Origin of the sequence: Pararobbsia alpina (genome assembly GCF_902859895.1) — a bacterium.
In the GTDB taxonomy this organism is placed as follows: Bacteria; Pseudomonadota; Gammaproteobacteria; order Burkholderiales; family Burkholderiaceae; genus Pararobbsia; species Pararobbsia alpina.
Genome location: NZ_CADIKM010000001.1, coordinates 106,163 through 119,484, shown reverse-complemented (window position 1 = coordinate 119,484; position 13,322 = coordinate 106,163). Strand labels below are relative to the sequence as shown.

Below are 13,322 nucleotides of genomic sequence, written 5' to 3'. Positions count from 1 at the left end.
GGTCATTGTGAAAGCGAAATTGAAGAATGGGGTACTCGTGGTAGCGGGCGCGTTTGCCCTGGCGGGATGTGCGGTTGACGATGCACCGCGTAGCGGAGCATCGCGGACCGGCGAGGTCGCGACCACGACGGGCGACCGCCTCGTGGCGCCGGCCACGTCGCCAGCCGGCTCTGCAGCGAAAGCCCCTCCGGATGGCATGTCGGCGTTCGAGCAATCCGAGCGTGCGCGCCGGGTCCAGGTGCTGCTGACGCAGGCCGACCAGGCTCTGGAGCGTGGCGATTCGCAGACTGCTGCGCTTCGCTATCAGGAAGTACTGACCCTTGATGCCGCCAACCCACGTGCAGCCGAGGGATTGCGGCGCGCCGAACTTGGCAGGCAACTCGGCACGCAACTCGTGGAGGTGAGGCAACTAAGCCTGACGCAACCGGACAAGGCACTCGCGCTGCTCGACGATATCCAGGCCGTCGATCCCGCACACGCGGGGGCCATGCAACTGCGCGCGAGCATCGATGCCGACCAGGCGCGCCGGGCTCAGGCCGCTGAGCGAGGCCTCGCGGACGCACTCAAGACCCCGGTCTCGATGCAGTTCGTCGACCAGCCGATCTCGAGCATTTTCTCGACCATTTCAACGATGGCGAAGATGAACTTCGTGATGGATCGCGACGTGCCTGCCGGCCTGCGTGCAACGGTCTTTGCACAAGACACCTCTGTCGAGGAGGTCGTGAACCTGATACTGGCCAGCAACAGACTCGACAAGAAGATCCTCAATGACCATACCTTGCTCGTCTATCCGAAGACGCCGGAGAAGTCACGCGAGTACAAGGATCTCATAACTCGCACCTTCTACCTGAGCAACGCCGACCCCAAAGCCATTCTGACCATGCTCAAGCAGATCGTCAAAAGCAAGGACATGTATGTCGATGAGCGATTGCATTCGGTCATGATCCGCGATACACCCGAAGCGATAGCCGTTGCCGAACGCCTGATCGCCACGCAGGACCTGCCGGAACCCGAAGTCATGTTCGACGTGCAAGTGCTCGAGGTCAACAATTCGAACCTGCTCAATCTCGGCATTCGTTATCCGTCGAGCGTGTCGGCAACAGTCACGGGCACGGGCGCGACGCCGGGCAGCCTGACGCTGGATCGGTTGAAGAACCTCAACAAGAGCAATGTCTTGCTCAATCTCGGCGATCCGACGATCACCGCGAATTTCACGCGCGACACGACCGAGGGTCTCGTGCTCGCGAATCCGAGCATTCGCGTCAAGAATCGCGACAAGGCCAAGATCGTGATCGGCGACCGGCTGCCGGTCGTCACGACGACCAATTCGAACGGCGTCGTCAGCGAGTCCATTGCGTACCAGGACGTCGGCCTCACCCTCAACGTCGAGCCGACGCTATCGCTCGAGGGCGAGATCGGCGTCAAGGTCAGCATGGAAGTCTCGTCGGTGGTCGATACCATCGAAACGAACACGGGCCTGATTGCCTACCAGATCGGCACACGCAAGGCGGAGACCAATATGAGCGCGCACGATGGAGAAACCCAGGTGCTTGCCGGTCTGTTATCGCGCAGCGAACAGACGTCGGGCAACGCCATCCCCGGTCTCGGCGACATCCCGATCCTCGATCGCATCTTCGGCAGCAAGCAGACCAACAAGATTAAGACCGAGCTGGTGCTGCTGATCACCCCCCATGTGATTCGCAATCTGGCCGTGCCGGCGCGGCATATCACGCGCTTCAACAGCGGTCCGGAGGGAGCGATCACGACAACGCCGCTGTTCCTTCACAACGGTAGTAGCGCGGCGAGCGGCATCCGCCAGAATAACGGCCGGGCTACGGTGATCGATACGACACCCGCTTCAGTGGCCATCCCAGCGACGATGCCATTGCCTCAAGCCTCAGGTGTGCACGCCGCGCCTGCGCCCAACTACCCGGTGCCCGCGAACGTACCGCTCCCTGCGGATATCGAGCCGAACAACTCCACCCACCTCACGGAGTGAGGACGCGCCATGATGGAACCACGCAGGCATGGCGGATTCACGCTGATCGAACTGATGGTCACGCTGACCATTCTCGCACTGCTGGCGAGTGTCGCCGTGCCGATCACGCGCATCACCGCGACACGCAGCCGCGAGGCTGAATTGCAACGTAGTCTCGCACAGATCCGATCGGCCCTCGATCAGTACAAGGTCGCCGCTGATGCAGGGCATATCAGCAAGTCGATCGATGACAGCGGCTACCCGGCCTCGCTGTTCGTGCTTGCCGAAGGCGTCGTCGATGCGAAGGACCCGGCTGGCGAACGGCTTTATTTCCTGCGCCGCGTGCCGCGCGATCCGATGTGCGCGTGCCCGGAACTCAGGAACGAGGAAACATGGGGGGTACGCTCGTACGCGAGCAGCGCTGACGATCCCCAGGAAGGGCGTGATGTATTCGATGTCTATTCCCGGTCGCCGTCCGCCGGTCTGGATAGCCGGCCCTACCGTGACTGGTGAGGAGGATTCGATGACACGAATGATCACGCGCGACGCGCCAAGGCGGCGACGCAGCCGCGGCTTCACATTGATCGAGCTGCTTGTCGTGCTGGCGATCATGGCCACGCTCCTGACGCTGGTCGTGCCGCGCTATCTCAAGCAGACGGACAAGGCCGCCGAAACGGTGCTCAAGCACAATCTCATGACGATGCGCGACGCGATCGACAAGTTTCATGCCGATCACGCACGCTTTCCGGCATCGCTCGATGAGCTCGTCGGGAAGGCGTACCTGCGGCAGATTCCGCTCGATCCGATCACGGCCCGTGCGGACACGTGGCAGATCGTCGCGCCGTCGGCCGATGAGTCGCGTGCCATGAACGATGCCGCAGCCGATGAACAAAGTGTGTTCGATGTGCGCAGCGGCGCCGGGGGAGAGGGACATGATGGCACGCCGTTCGCGGACTATTAGACGCCAGCGCGGATTTGCGCTGTTGTGGTCGATGCTCGCGGTGATGGTGATCGGGATCTATCTCATGCAATTGGCCACGATCTGGAAAACCCAACAGCAGCGGCAACGCGAGGAAGCGTTGCTGCAGATTGGTACCCAGATCCGGACCGCCATCGAGCTGTACGTAACACGCGGCACAGGCGAGTATCCCCGCTCGCTCGAGGACCTGGTCGAGGACCGGCGCAGTTTGCCCGCGCGCCATTTTCTGCGGCAGGCGTGGATGGATCCGATGACAGGTAAAGACTGGAGCTATATTTCAGCACCAGGAGGGGGATTCCTCGGCGTGCATAGCAAATCGGACGTCAAGCCGCTCAAGCAGCAGAACTTCAGCGATGCGTCACGCGCTTTCGCGCAGTCCGAACACTATAGCGACTGGCAGTTCGCGTGGTGGCCGCAGCGCATGGGTGGACGGCGCCAGTAGTACACGATCTGTGCATCGGCAACTCATCACTGGCGTGCCCGCGACCACCCGGTCGCGCCGCCTGTTCGTATTTGCGCCTCGACATTCTTGACGCACCTCATGCCCCTGCCTACACTGGCGGCACTTTGGTGCCCCGCGCGTCTCTCGCGCCGGGTTAAACGGGAAACAGGGAGCCGCGTCCGCCCGGACATCGGCCAACCTGTGCTGCCCCCGCAACGGTAAGCGAATGCATCGTCGTCGATGCAAGCCGGTCCAGCGCTTCGTGTGTCCAGTCGGACGCGCGAAGTCGATAGCCACTGCGCAGCGGTTCGCGTGGGAAGGCGGCCCGGTTCGATCGCCAGCCCGGATACCGGCCAGAGCAGCGGGGAGGCCCGTATATGTTGAACGATCTTGCGGGATCGTTCAACGCGGCGAGCCTTGCCATTCGATGCGTGGACCGCGAGGGGCGGACCGGCATCTGCCATTTCGACCGATTTCAAATGAAGTATTCTTCGATCACGCGCGCGGCCTGGCTCGCGTGTGCTGGCTTGGCCGTGCGTGCTCACGCACAGGTATCCGCCGACACCACCACGGGCATCGTGCCACTCGAACCCGTGGTCGTGACGGCCACGCGCAGCGTGCAGCCCCTCGACGACACACTGCCGGCGAGCACGGTGTTCGACGCGCAGGACATTGCCGACAGCGGCGCATCCGACCTCGCCGGTTTGCTGGCCCTCGCTCCCGGCGTGCAGATCACGCGCAACGGCGGCCCCGGCTCGTCGGCCGCGATGTTCATGCGCGGGGCCGACACCACGCAGTCGCTCGTGATCATCGACGGCATGCGCGTCGACAATGTGGGGCTCGGCTATGCGCAGCTCTCGCAGTTGACGCTCGATCAGGTCGACCGCGTCGAAGTCGTCAGCGGCAATGTGTCCGCGCTATACGGTTCGAGTGCGATCGGCGGCGTCGTGCAGGTGTTCACCCGGGACGGCGGCAATCATCCTGCACAAGTCTCGTTCTCGGCGGGCTACGGCAGTTATCACACGCAAACGCAGTCGTTCGACGTCAACGGTGCGCTCGACAAGTCCGGTGACACGACCTTCGATCTTTCGCTCTCGCGCTACAAGACCGATGGCTTTTCGGCGCTCGATCCGAACCTCGCCTATCGCTACCCGGATGGATCCTATAGCGTGAACCCCGGCCCGAACGGCTATCTGAACACCTCGGAATCATTCTCGCTCAAGCACAGATTCGGCGCCGACTGGGATGCGGGCATCCGCTTCTACAATTCGACGGGCGATGTGAGTTTCGACCAGGCCTATGGCTTGCCGACCGACAATCATCTCGAGCAAAGCCAGGTGCGGCTTGCAACCGTCTTCGTCGACGGCCGGCTGACCGACCAGTGGACCACGCACCTGACGCTCGGCCAGAGCACCGATCACGAGACCAATACCCTGAACGGCGCGTTCGACAGCCGCTTCGACACTCGCACGCAGCAGTTGACCTGGCAGAACGAGTACCAGCTCGCCGAGCATCACAGGCTGATGTTCGGCTATGAATACATGGGCGAGCAGCTCGACAGCGACGAGCTCAGCGCACCCGAACGGCATGTGAATTCGGTCTTCGCGGGCTATGACGGTACGCTGGGCCGCAACCAGTTCCAGGCCAATGTCCGCCACGACCAGTATTCGGATTTCGGCGGGGCGAACAGCTACTACCTCGGATACGGTTACCGGATCACCACGGCGCTCAAGGTGATTGCGAGCCTGTCCGACGCGTTTCGCGCGCCGAGCTTTGACGACCTCTATTACCCGGGCTACGGCGACGCGGCGCTGCAGCCCGAACGTAGCCATTCGGCCGAGTTGGCGTTGCAGTACACGTCCGATACGCTCGGGGTCATTCGAGGGAATCTGTTTCAGACACGGTATTCGAACCTGATCGAGGCGGTGGCCGGGCCGGACTATCTCTACTACGCGGCAAATGTCGGGCAGGCCAAGGTTCAGGGGTTCGAACTGTCGTGGCGGGGGCAGCTCGGCGGTACGGATATCCGGATGTCGGGGACGCTGCAAAATCCGGTCGACACGAGCAATGACGAGGATCTGGCGCGGCGTGCGCGGCGCTTCGCGACGGTCTCGGCATCGCGTAGTATCGCCGGATGGCGCATCGGCGGCGACTGGATCGTCAGCGGTGCGCGCACGGATACCGATGGCACGACGCTCGGCGGATATGGTGTGCTCGGGGTGTTCGGGCGTTACGACATGACCCGTCACTGGTATGTGTCGGTCCGGCTCGAGAATCTGCTCGACAAACGCTATGAGCTTGCTTCGGGCTACAACACGCCGGGTCGCGGTGCGTATGTGACGCTCGGATATCAGCCGCAGTGAGCGGACGCGAAGTGGAGTAAAAACGGCCCCGGGGCGGGTCGCGGCGCGCAGGCTCGAAGTGCGTTCAGAGCAGGTCGAGCGGGTATCGAGCAGGGTGTAGAAGGGGGGGGCCGCGGGTTTCTGAGGCGGGCTTGAATCGAAGGGAGAATTTACGTGCAGCTGATGACCGCCCGCCGTGCTTGTCTGATCTGGGCCTCGCTCGCCGCGCTCGCGGCGATCGTGCTCGTGGCGTCCATCGGTATTGGCAGTGTGGGGATCGGACCGCATGCGCTCGACGATGCGCTCGCGCGGCAGATCGTCTTCTCGCTGCGCTTGCCACGCGCGCTTGCCGGCTTTGCCTGCGGCGCCTTGCTCTCGCTGGCCGGTGCGCTATTGCAGGTGCTGCTGCGCAATCCGCTCGCCGATCCCTATGTGCTGGGCGTCTCCGGCGGTGCCGCGGTGTTCGCACTGCCCGCGATGTTGATGATGTGGCCGTGGTGGGGTGTCGATGCGGCCGCATTCGGTGGCGCGCTCGTCTCGATCGCGCTGGTTCTCGCGCTTACGCGAGGCGATCTTTGGCGCGCCGAGCCTCGCGATGTGTCACCGCGGCTGTTGCTGACCGGCGCCGTGCTCGCGGCGGGCTGGGGCGCGCTGATCACGCTGATGCTGAGCCTTGCACCCGATGGCCGTCTGCGCGGCATGGTGTTCTGGCTGTCGGGCGACCTCGACGGCGTGGAGCGTGCGTGGCCCGCGTGGCTTGCGTTGCTGGTCGCGATGGCGTCGACCGTGCCGCTCGCTCCGAAGCTCAACGCCCTGCTGCGCGGCGCCGCGTTTGCACATGCGGTCGGTGTCGACGTGCCGCCGTTGCGTCGGAGAATCTATCTGATCGCCTCGCTCGCCACGGCGGTTGCCGTGACGTCGGCAGGCACGATCGGCTTCGTCGGCCTGATCGTTCCGCATACCTTGCGACTTGCGTTCGGCAATGACCAGCGGATGTTGCTGCCAGCCGCCGCGCTCGCGGGCGGTACGCTCGTGATGATCGCCGACCTTGCCGCACGGACCGTCGTGGCCCCGACGCAATTGCCGGTGGGTGTCATCACCGCGCTGATTGGCGCGCCGGCCTTCCTTTACATTCTGCTTGGACGCAAGCGATGAACGATCGTCTCGAACTGGCCGATGTGCGCCTGACGGCCGGCACGCGTGTGCTGGTCGACAACTTCAGCCATCGCTTCGGCGGTGGCGAACTCTGGTGCATTGCCGGTCCCAACGGAGCAGGCAAGACGACACTGATCGAGGTGATCGCAGGTTTGCAAAAGCCCGCGGCGGGGCAGGTCGGGATCGACGCGCGCACACTGGGCGAATGGCCGGTCGAAGCGCTCGCACGGCGCCGTGCGCTGATGCCACAGGTTTCCCACGATGCATTCGGGGCGACCGTGCTCGAGACGGTGCTGGTCGCGCGCCATCCCTATCTGTCCGGCTGGGGGTGGGAAAACGAGGCCGATACGGCAGCCGCGTACGCGGCGCTCGACGCGCTCGACATGGCAACGTTCGCGATGCGCGATGTGACCTCGCTGTCCGGTGGCGAGCGGCAGCGTGTCGCGCTCGCCGCTGCGCTTTGCCAACAGGCGCCGCTGCTGTTGCTGGACGAACCCCTCGCGCATCTCGACTTGCGTCACCAGGTCGAATGCCTGGAAGTCTTGCGGGCCTGGGTCGCGGCGCGGCCCGAGGAACGGACGGTGCTGCTCTCGTGTCACGATCTGAATCTCGCGCGGCGCTTCGCGACCCATGCCTTGCTGCTTGACGGCGCGGGCAGGGTGATCGCCGGCAAGGTTGCCGATGTCCTGTCTGCCGAACACGCGAGCCGGGCGTTCGGTTTCGCGTTGGTGTTGCTGCGCGACGGGGAACACGAGGTGCTCGTGCCGCGTTTGTCGGCCGGCCCTGGTCCGGGGAACTTATCGACTTGATGCGCCCGATTTACTAACCGCAACCGCAACCGCAACCGCAACCGCAACCGCAACCGCAACCGCAACCGCTACCGCAACCGCAACCGCAACCGCAACCGCAACCGTCAATTCCTATTTCAGCCAAATCCATGTCGACTCCTCACCCGTCTCTCGCGCCGTACACCGTTCCCTCCCTCTCGTCGCTGGGGGGCGCTGAAGACGAGGCGCTGATCGCGCGCTTACGGCATGCCATCGATACCAAGACCAAGCCATTGGGCAGCCTGGGGATGCTCGAGGACATCGCCTTGCGCGTCGGCCTGATCCAGCAATCATTGCGGCCCGTGGTACGGCGGCCCGTCATCATTGTCTTCGCGGGCGATCACGGCATTGCCGCGCAGGGCGTGAGCCCTTTCCCGCAGGCCGTGACGACACAGATGGTCATGAATTTCCTCGCGGGGGGCGCGGCCATCAATGCGCTGTCGCGCGCCGGCGACATCGAACTCGAAATCGTCGACGCGGGGATCGCGACGCCGCTGGCGCAGGCGTCCGGCCTGGTTGACTGTTCCGTCGGCCCCGGCACCCGCGATTTTTCGCTCGAACCGGCGATGGATGCCGTCCAGCTTGCGCAAGCGATGGCCGCGGGCGCGCAGCGCGTCGCCTACCACGCGGCGCTGGGCACCAATACCATCGGTTTCGGGGAGATGGGCATCGCGAACACGTCCGCGGCGGCGTGCCTGATGAGCCGCCTGTGCAACTTGCCGATCGATTCGTGCGTTGGCCGGGGCACGGGTCTCGACGATGCGGGCCTTGCGCACAAGCAGGCGGTGCTCGGCGCGGCGCTCGCGCGTCATCCGGTGTCGGGCGATCCCCTGACGACGCTCGCGACATTCGGCGGCTTCGAAATTGCGATGATGACGGGGGCTTATCTCGCCGCCGCGCAGGCACGCATGACGATCGTGGTCGATGGCTTTATCGCGACTGCGGCACTGCTCGCCGCCCATGCGCTGGTTCCTCAGGTACTCGACTATTGCGTGTTCGCCCACGCGTCGGGCGAGACAGGGCACCGGCTCATGCTTGATCGGCTCGGCGCACGGCCCCTGCTCGGCTTGGGTCTCAGGCTCGGCGAAGGCACCGGCACCGCTCTTGCGATTCCGCTGGTGCGCGCGGCAGCGGCTTTTTTGAGCGAAATGGCGAGCTTCGAATCGGCGGGTGTCAGCGAACGCACGGAAGCCGACAATCATGCCGGCTAAAGCCGACCCCCGTTCGCTCGCGCACCGCGTGCTGGACGAGGTGCGCTATCTGCTGACTGCGCTCGGCTATTTCACGCGTGTGCCCGTGCCCCGCTGGGTCGGCTTCGAACCCCACTACCTGCCGGCGGCCGCGCGATGGTTTGCCCTGGTCGGCGTGCTGGTCGGAACAGTCGCGGCGCTCGTGTTCGCGATTGCGATCCGCGTGTTCCCGCAGCCGGTCGCGGTGCTGCTTTCGATGGCCGCAACCCTGCTGTTGACCGGTGCGTTTCACGAAGACGGCCTCGCCGACAGTTGCGATGCATTCGGCGGCGCCTACGCGCGCGAAGACGTGCTGCGGATCATGCACGACTCGCGCATTGGGGTCTTCGGTGCGATCGGCCTGGTGGTCGCGCTGCTGCTGAAGTGGCAAACCCTCGCCGCGCTGTCACCGATGCGGGTCGTGTGGGTATCGATCGCTGCGCATGCGGCGAGCCGTGCGGTTGCGATCAGCTTCCTTGCGACTCACGAGTATGTGCGCTCAGAAGGCAAGGCGAAGGCCGTGGCGCGCAGGCTCGGCCGTCCCGCCCTGGTGTGGGTCGCACTGACCGGCTTGCCCTGGTTGTTCTTGCCCGACTGGCGGCTCGGACTGGCGACGCTCGGTGTACTGGCTGTGCTGAGGTTCGGCCTGGGCCGCTGGTTCAAGCGGCGCATCGGCGGATATACGGGCGATTGCCTTGGCTTCGCCCAACAGGTTTTCGAGGTCGCGATTTATCTATGCGCGCTCGCGTCGCAGGCTGTCTGAAATGGAGTTGATCCTGGTTCGTCATCCGGCCGTCGCGATTGAGCCAGGCATCTGCTATGGGCAGAGCGATGTGCCGCTTGCCGCGCCTGCCGAGGCGTTTGCAGCCGATCTCGCGCGGCGTCTCGAACATTTGACGGCCGTCAGACCGCATCGGATCGATACCAGTCCGCTCAGCCGCTGCGCATCGGTCGCCACGCTGCTCGCGGGCCGCTATCGCCTGTCCGTGCGCGAGGACGCCGATTTGATGGAGCTCGACTACGGAGCCTGGGAACTGGCGCACTGGGATGCGGTCGAGCGCGCTCAGCTCGATGCATGGGCGGCCAATCTCGAACACGGCAGGCCACATGGCGGAGAAAGTGCGGCCATGCTGGCGGCCCGGGTCGATCGATGGCTGGAGCGTGCGAAAGCGGTGTGTCCACTGTCCTCTTCGGTACTCGCCGTGACCCATGCGGGCGTGATTCGCATGCTTGCGTCATGTCTGATTGGTGAACCCATTGCCGTCAGTCTTCGTCGGCCGCTTGCCTACGGGGCGATATGCCGTTTTGTTCGCGTGCCTGGGCACGGCGCCGAACTCGTCGGTTGGAAACTCGAGGACTGGGACGCTTAGTGATTTTTGTGTCCGACCCGTGCGCTTCCGACGCTCGCTCAACGGCCCAGGTGCTCGCGAGCCGTTTGAAGCGCTTCGCACAGCTGTGCCGCGCCGTCGGCAAGGCGGGGCGCCGGGCGGTCGAGCCAGTCGGCATTGACCGCGAACAGATTGCGATGCGACACCGCGGTCAATTCAGTCCACGATTTCCAGCGATCGAGACTCTTGGGCAAGGCGGCGGGGTCCGCATCGCCATAACGCCCGGTCACGATCGCATCGGGGTTTGCGGCGACCACGGCTTCCGTCGAGACGGTCGGCGCGACCGGCGTGAGCGAGGCGAAGACATTGCGGCCGCCGCATAGTCGCATCACGTCGCTGACCATATGGTCGCCATTGAGCGTCATCAGCGGTGTTTCCCAAACCTGGTAAAACACGCTGACAACGGGCCGCCGCGCATACTGTCCACGCAAGCGCGCGATCTTCGCGCTGAAGTCCTGCGCGGCCTTGTCGGCGGTGGGCACGGTTCCCATCAGCTCGCCGAGCTTGTGCAGGTTCGCGGCGATATCGGGCAACTGCTTCGGCTCGCTGAAGAACATGGGAATGCCGAGCGCGCGCAGCGCGCCGATCTGGCGCTGGGCGTTGCCGTGCCGCCAGACGATGAGCAGGTCGGGCTTGAACGCGGCGATTTTCTCGAGGTCGAGCGCCTGATTGTCGCCGACACGCGGCAACTGGCGCGCGGCCGGCGGATAGTCGCTGTAGTTCACCGCGCCGACGATCAAGTCGGCTCCGCCGGCCGCGTAGACGAGTTCGGTCGTATGCGGTGCCAGGCTCACGATCCGGTGCGCTGGCGCGTCGAGTGTGACCGTCGCGCCGCTGTCGTCGACGACGCTGATCGCAGCGGCCGAAGCCGCGCGAACAAGCGCGAGCGAGGCCGCGAGTGTCATGAGCAGGGAGAGCAGCGATTTTCGCGGCGAGACCCGCAATGCGATCCACCGCGAGACCGATCGCGGAGCCGGCGCCAGCATTTGCATCAGGGTGCGTTTCAAGGCTTCACACTCATCGGGATTCCCGCGACCATCATCACGACTTCGTCGCAGCGCGCGGCGATGCGCTGGTTCAGGCGGCCCAGTTCATCGACGAACTGGCGCGTCTGCGCACCCATGGGAACGACGCCGAGCCCGATCTCGTTGCTGACCACGATCACCCGCGAGCCGCTCGATGCGAGCGCCTCATCGAATGCGTCGATGCGTGCGGCCCAGTCGGCGCAGGGTCCGTCTTTGCCATCCGAGTAGAACAGGGCGGTCAACCAGAGCGTCAGGCAGTCGACGAGGATGCAGCCGCCAACGGCCGGTATGGGAACTTTGGCCTCGTGTTTGGCCTCGGCCTTGGCATAGGCCTGGGCTTCGGCTTGAGCCTCACATTGAGCCTGAGCCAGAGCTTCAGCTTCAGCTTGAATCTCGAGCTGCGCCCGGTTCAACGCGCCGGCAAGGTCGATACCGGTCTCAATGGTGCGCCAGTGGGCGGGGCGGCGCGCACGGTGCACGGCGATGCGTTTCGCAAATTCGGCATCGACAGGCGTGCCGTCAAGCTGGGGTGAAGCTGCCGTCGCGAGATAACTGACGGGCAGGCCGCTCGCCGCCGCAAGCCGCTCGGCATAGGCGCTCTTGCCCGAGCGTGCCCCGCCGAGCACGAAGGTCGTGCGAGCGGGTGCCCATTCGGAATCACGCTGTGACATAAGGGTCATGGCCAGTTGGGAAGGACTCGTAGGGGACAATGCACCGTCCGCTGACGGTTTGGTCGATAATAACTGCACGGAGCCGGGCTGCGATCACCGATGGCGTAAGTCGGAGGGTGCGAGCCGCTCGTCAATCAGGCAGTGCATCAGGTGTGCAATCGAGGCTGATACGAAGCCGATCGCGCAAGGTGGGCACCCCGGTACCGATATTCACCCATTCGCAGTAGAGACTACAACCTCGCTTCGGGAGACCCTATGGCGGTGATCGTTGTCGCGAATCCGAAAGGCGGCGTGGGCAAGAGCACGTTATCGACCAATCTGGCCGGACTTTATGCCTCGCGCGGCGAGTGGGTCGCACTGGCCGACCTCGACCGCCAGCAATCGGCGCATGACTGGCTGGATATCCGACCCGCTGGCCTGCCTCCGATCGAATCCTGGAAGATCGATCTCGAACAGCCGCAAAAGCCGCCCAAGGGCCTCGAGCAGATCGTCATCGATACCCCGGCCGGGATTCACGGCAACCGGCTCGACATCGCGCTGAACCTTGCCGAGCGCGTGATCGTGCCGCTCCAGCCTTCGATCTTCGACATCCTCGCGACGCGCGACTTTCTCGCGCGGCTTGCCAAGGAAAAGGTCGTCCGCAAGGGCGGCATCAAGATCGGCATCGTCGGCATGCGCGTCGATGCGCGAACCAAGTCGGCCGACCAGCTTCATCGCTTTGTCGAGGGCCTCGGATTGCCCGTGCTCGGCTATGTGCGCGACACGCAGAACTACGTCCAGCTCGCGGCCCAGGGACTCACGCTCTGGGACGTCACGGCCAGTCGCGTCGCCAAGGACCTCGAGCAATGGGAACCCATCATCGCCTGGCTCGACGGCGCCTAGATCGTCTCGAATGCCTGCGTCGGGACGTGATCGCGTGTGCCCTTGATGCGGTTCGATGCATCGACGAACACGAGATCGGGCTTGACCCTGCCCGCGCGGACTTCGGCATCCTCGACCAGCGCGAAGGCCGCGATGATCACGAGGTCGCCCAGCTGGGCGCGGCGGGCGGCTGAGCCGTTCAGCGAAATGATGCCGGAGCCGCGTTCGCCGCGAATCGCATACGTCGTGAAGCGTTCGCCGTTATTGATGTTCCAGATGTCGATCTGTTCGTTCTCGGCGATATTGGCCGCCTCGAGCAGGTCTTCGTCGATCGCGCATGAACCCTCGTAGTGGAGTTCGCAATGCGTCACCGTCGCGCGGTGGATCTTCGATTTCAGCATGATGCGTTGCATGGAGGGTTCCGT

At 64.4% G+C, this 13,322-nt stretch carries 14 protein-coding genes and 1 riboswitch; of the genes, 11 read left to right on the top strand and 3 right to left on the bottom strand.

The window, feature by feature from the left end; genetic code table 11:
• The first annotated feature begins 7 nt into the window (after positions 1–7).
• The 10 genes from HV670_RS00540 (at position 8) to HV670_RS00495 (ending at position 10,322) form a co-directional block, all read left to right on the top strand.
• Complete coding sequence (locus HV670_RS00540; RefSeq protein WP_175102679.1) at positions 8–1,999, top strand: secretin N-terminal domain-containing protein; 1,992 nt, start codon at positions 8–10, stop codon at positions 1,997–1,999.
• Positions 2,000–2,008: 9 nt separating this feature from the next.
• Positions 2,009–2,491 (top strand): type II secretion system protein, encoded by a 483-nt coding sequence (locus tag HV670_RS00535; RefSeq protein WP_175102678.1) that lies wholly within the window; start codon positions 2,009–2,011, stop codon positions 2,489–2,491.
• 10 nt (positions 2,492–2,501) lie between these two features.
• Positions 2,502–2,939, top strand: coding sequence for a type II secretion system protein (locus HV670_RS00530; RefSeq protein WP_425511363.1), 438 nt, complete (start codon positions 2,502–2,504; stop codon positions 2,937–2,939).
• A complete protein-coding gene (locus HV670_RS00525) occupies positions 2,911–3,399 on the top strand; it encodes a type II secretion system protein (protein ID WP_175102677.1) in 489 nt (162 codons plus the stop codon). The genes HV670_RS00530 and HV670_RS00525 overlap by 29 nt, the downstream gene beginning before the upstream one ends.
• A 109-nt stretch (positions 3,400–3,508) precedes the next feature.
• Positions 3,509–3,771, top strand: a riboswitch (cobalamin riboswitch).
• Positions 3,772–3,878: 107 nt separating this feature from the next.
• On the top strand, positions 3,879–5,762 hold the full coding sequence (locus HV670_RS00520) for a TonB-dependent receptor plug domain-containing protein (RefSeq protein ID WP_175102974.1): 1,884 nt from the start codon (positions 3,879–3,881) through the stop codon (positions 5,760–5,762).
• 162 nt (positions 5,763–5,924) lie between these two features.
• The gene (locus HV670_RS00515; RefSeq protein ID WP_175102973.1) at positions 5,925–6,896 is read left to right on the top strand and encodes a FecCD family ABC transporter permease; all 972 of its coding nucleotides are present in this window, start codon (positions 5,925–5,927) and stop codon (positions 6,894–6,896) included.
• Positions 6,893–7,705 (top strand): ABC transporter ATP-binding protein, encoded by an 813-nt coding sequence (locus HV670_RS00510; protein WP_175102676.1) that lies wholly within the window; start codon positions 6,893–6,895, stop codon positions 7,703–7,705. The genes HV670_RS00515 and HV670_RS00510 overlap by 4 nt, the downstream gene beginning before the upstream one ends.
• Before the next feature lie 128 nt (positions 7,706–7,833).
• A complete protein-coding gene (gene cobT, locus HV670_RS00505; protein ID WP_175102675.1) occupies positions 7,834–8,934 on the top strand; it encodes a nicotinate-nucleotide--dimethylbenzimidazole phosphoribosyltransferase in 1,101 nt (366 codons plus the stop codon).
• Positions 8,924–9,715: an adenosylcobinamide-GDP ribazoletransferase gene (locus tag HV670_RS00500; protein WP_175102674.1), complete on the top strand. Its 792-nt coding sequence runs from the start codon at positions 8,924–8,926 to the stop codon at positions 9,713–9,715. Before cobT ends, HV670_RS00500 begins: the two co-directional genes overlap by 11 nt.
• A 1-nt stretch (position 9,716) precedes the next feature.
• Positions 9,717–10,322 (top strand): histidine phosphatase family protein, encoded by a 606-nt coding sequence (locus HV670_RS00495; protein WP_175102673.1) that lies wholly within the window; start codon positions 9,717–9,719, stop codon positions 10,320–10,322.
• Between the two features lie 38 nt (positions 10,323–10,360).
• Here the strand turns inward: HV670_RS00495 and HV670_RS00490 are convergent, their stop codons facing one another.
• Positions 10,361–11,245, bottom strand: a complete 885-nt coding sequence (locus HV670_RS00490; RefSeq protein WP_175102972.1) for a cobalamin-binding protein — start codon at positions 11,243–11,245, stop codon at positions 10,361–10,363.
• Positions 11,246–11,343: 98 nt separating this feature from the next.
• The gene (locus HV670_RS00485) at positions 11,344–12,045 is read right to left on the bottom strand and encodes a bifunctional adenosylcobinamide kinase/adenosylcobinamide-phosphate guanylyltransferase (protein ID WP_425511362.1); all 702 of its coding nucleotides are present in this window, start codon (positions 12,043–12,045) and stop codon (positions 11,344–11,346) included.
• A gap of 246 nt (positions 12,046–12,291) precedes the next feature.
• Here HV670_RS00485 and HV670_RS00475 point away from each other — a divergent pair, with 246 nt between their 5' ends.
• A complete protein-coding gene (locus HV670_RS00475) occupies positions 12,292–12,918 on the top strand; it encodes a ParA family protein (RefSeq protein WP_175102672.1) in 627 nt (208 codons plus the stop codon).
• Here the strand turns inward: HV670_RS00475 and panD are convergent.
• On the bottom strand, positions 12,915–13,310 hold the full coding sequence (gene panD / locus HV670_RS00470; protein WP_175102671.1) for an aspartate 1-decarboxylase: 396 nt from the start codon (positions 13,308–13,310) through the stop codon (positions 12,915–12,917). The genes HV670_RS00475 and panD overlap by 4 nt on opposite strands.
• Positions 13,311–13,322 lie beyond the last annotated feature (12 nt).

Coding starts and splice junctions, on each gene's coding strand:
- HV670_RS00510 (WP_175102676.1), top strand. CDS start 6,893: ATGAACGATCGTCTCGAACTGGCCGATGTGCGCCTGACGGCCGGCACG.
- HV670_RS00520 (WP_175102974.1), top strand. CDS start 3,879: ATGAAGTATTCTTCGATCACGCGCGCGGCCTGGCTCGCGTGTGCTGGC.
- HV670_RS00490 (WP_175102972.1), bottom strand. CDS start 11,245: ATGACACTCGCGGCCTCGCTCGCGCTTGTTCGCGCGGCTTCGGCCGCT.
- HV670_RS00535 (WP_175102678.1), top strand. CDS start 2,009: ATGATGGAACCACGCAGGCATGGCGGATTCACGCTGATCGAACTGATG.
- HV670_RS00530 (WP_425511363.1), top strand. CDS start 2,502: ATGACACGAATGATCACGCGCGACGCGCCAAGGCGGCGACGCAGCCGC.
- HV670_RS00525 (WP_175102677.1), top strand. CDS start 2,911: ATGATGGCACGCCGTTCGCGGACTATTAGACGCCAGCGCGGATTTGCG.
- panD (WP_175102671.1), bottom strand. CDS start 13,310: ATGCAACGCATCATGCTGAAATCGAAGATCCACCGCGCGACGGTGACG.
- HV670_RS00495 (WP_175102673.1), top strand. CDS start 9,717: ATGGAGTTGATCCTGGTTCGTCATCCGGCCGTCGCGATTGAGCCAGGC.
- HV670_RS00485 (WP_425511362.1), bottom strand. CDS start 12,045: ATGACCCTTATGTCACAGCGTGATTCCGAATGGGCACCCGCTCGCACG.
- HV670_RS00475 (WP_175102672.1), top strand. CDS start 12,292: ATGGCGGTGATCGTTGTCGCGAATCCGAAAGGCGGCGTGGGCAAGAGC.
- cobT (WP_175102675.1), top strand. CDS start 7,834: ATGTCGACTCCTCACCCGTCTCTCGCGCCGTACACCGTTCCCTCCCTC.
- HV670_RS00500 (WP_175102674.1), top strand. CDS start 8,924: ATGCCGGCTAAAGCCGACCCCCGTTCGCTCGCGCACCGCGTGCTGGAC.
- HV670_RS00515 (WP_175102973.1), top strand. CDS start 5,925: ATGACCGCCCGCCGTGCTTGTCTGATCTGGGCCTCGCTCGCCGCGCTC.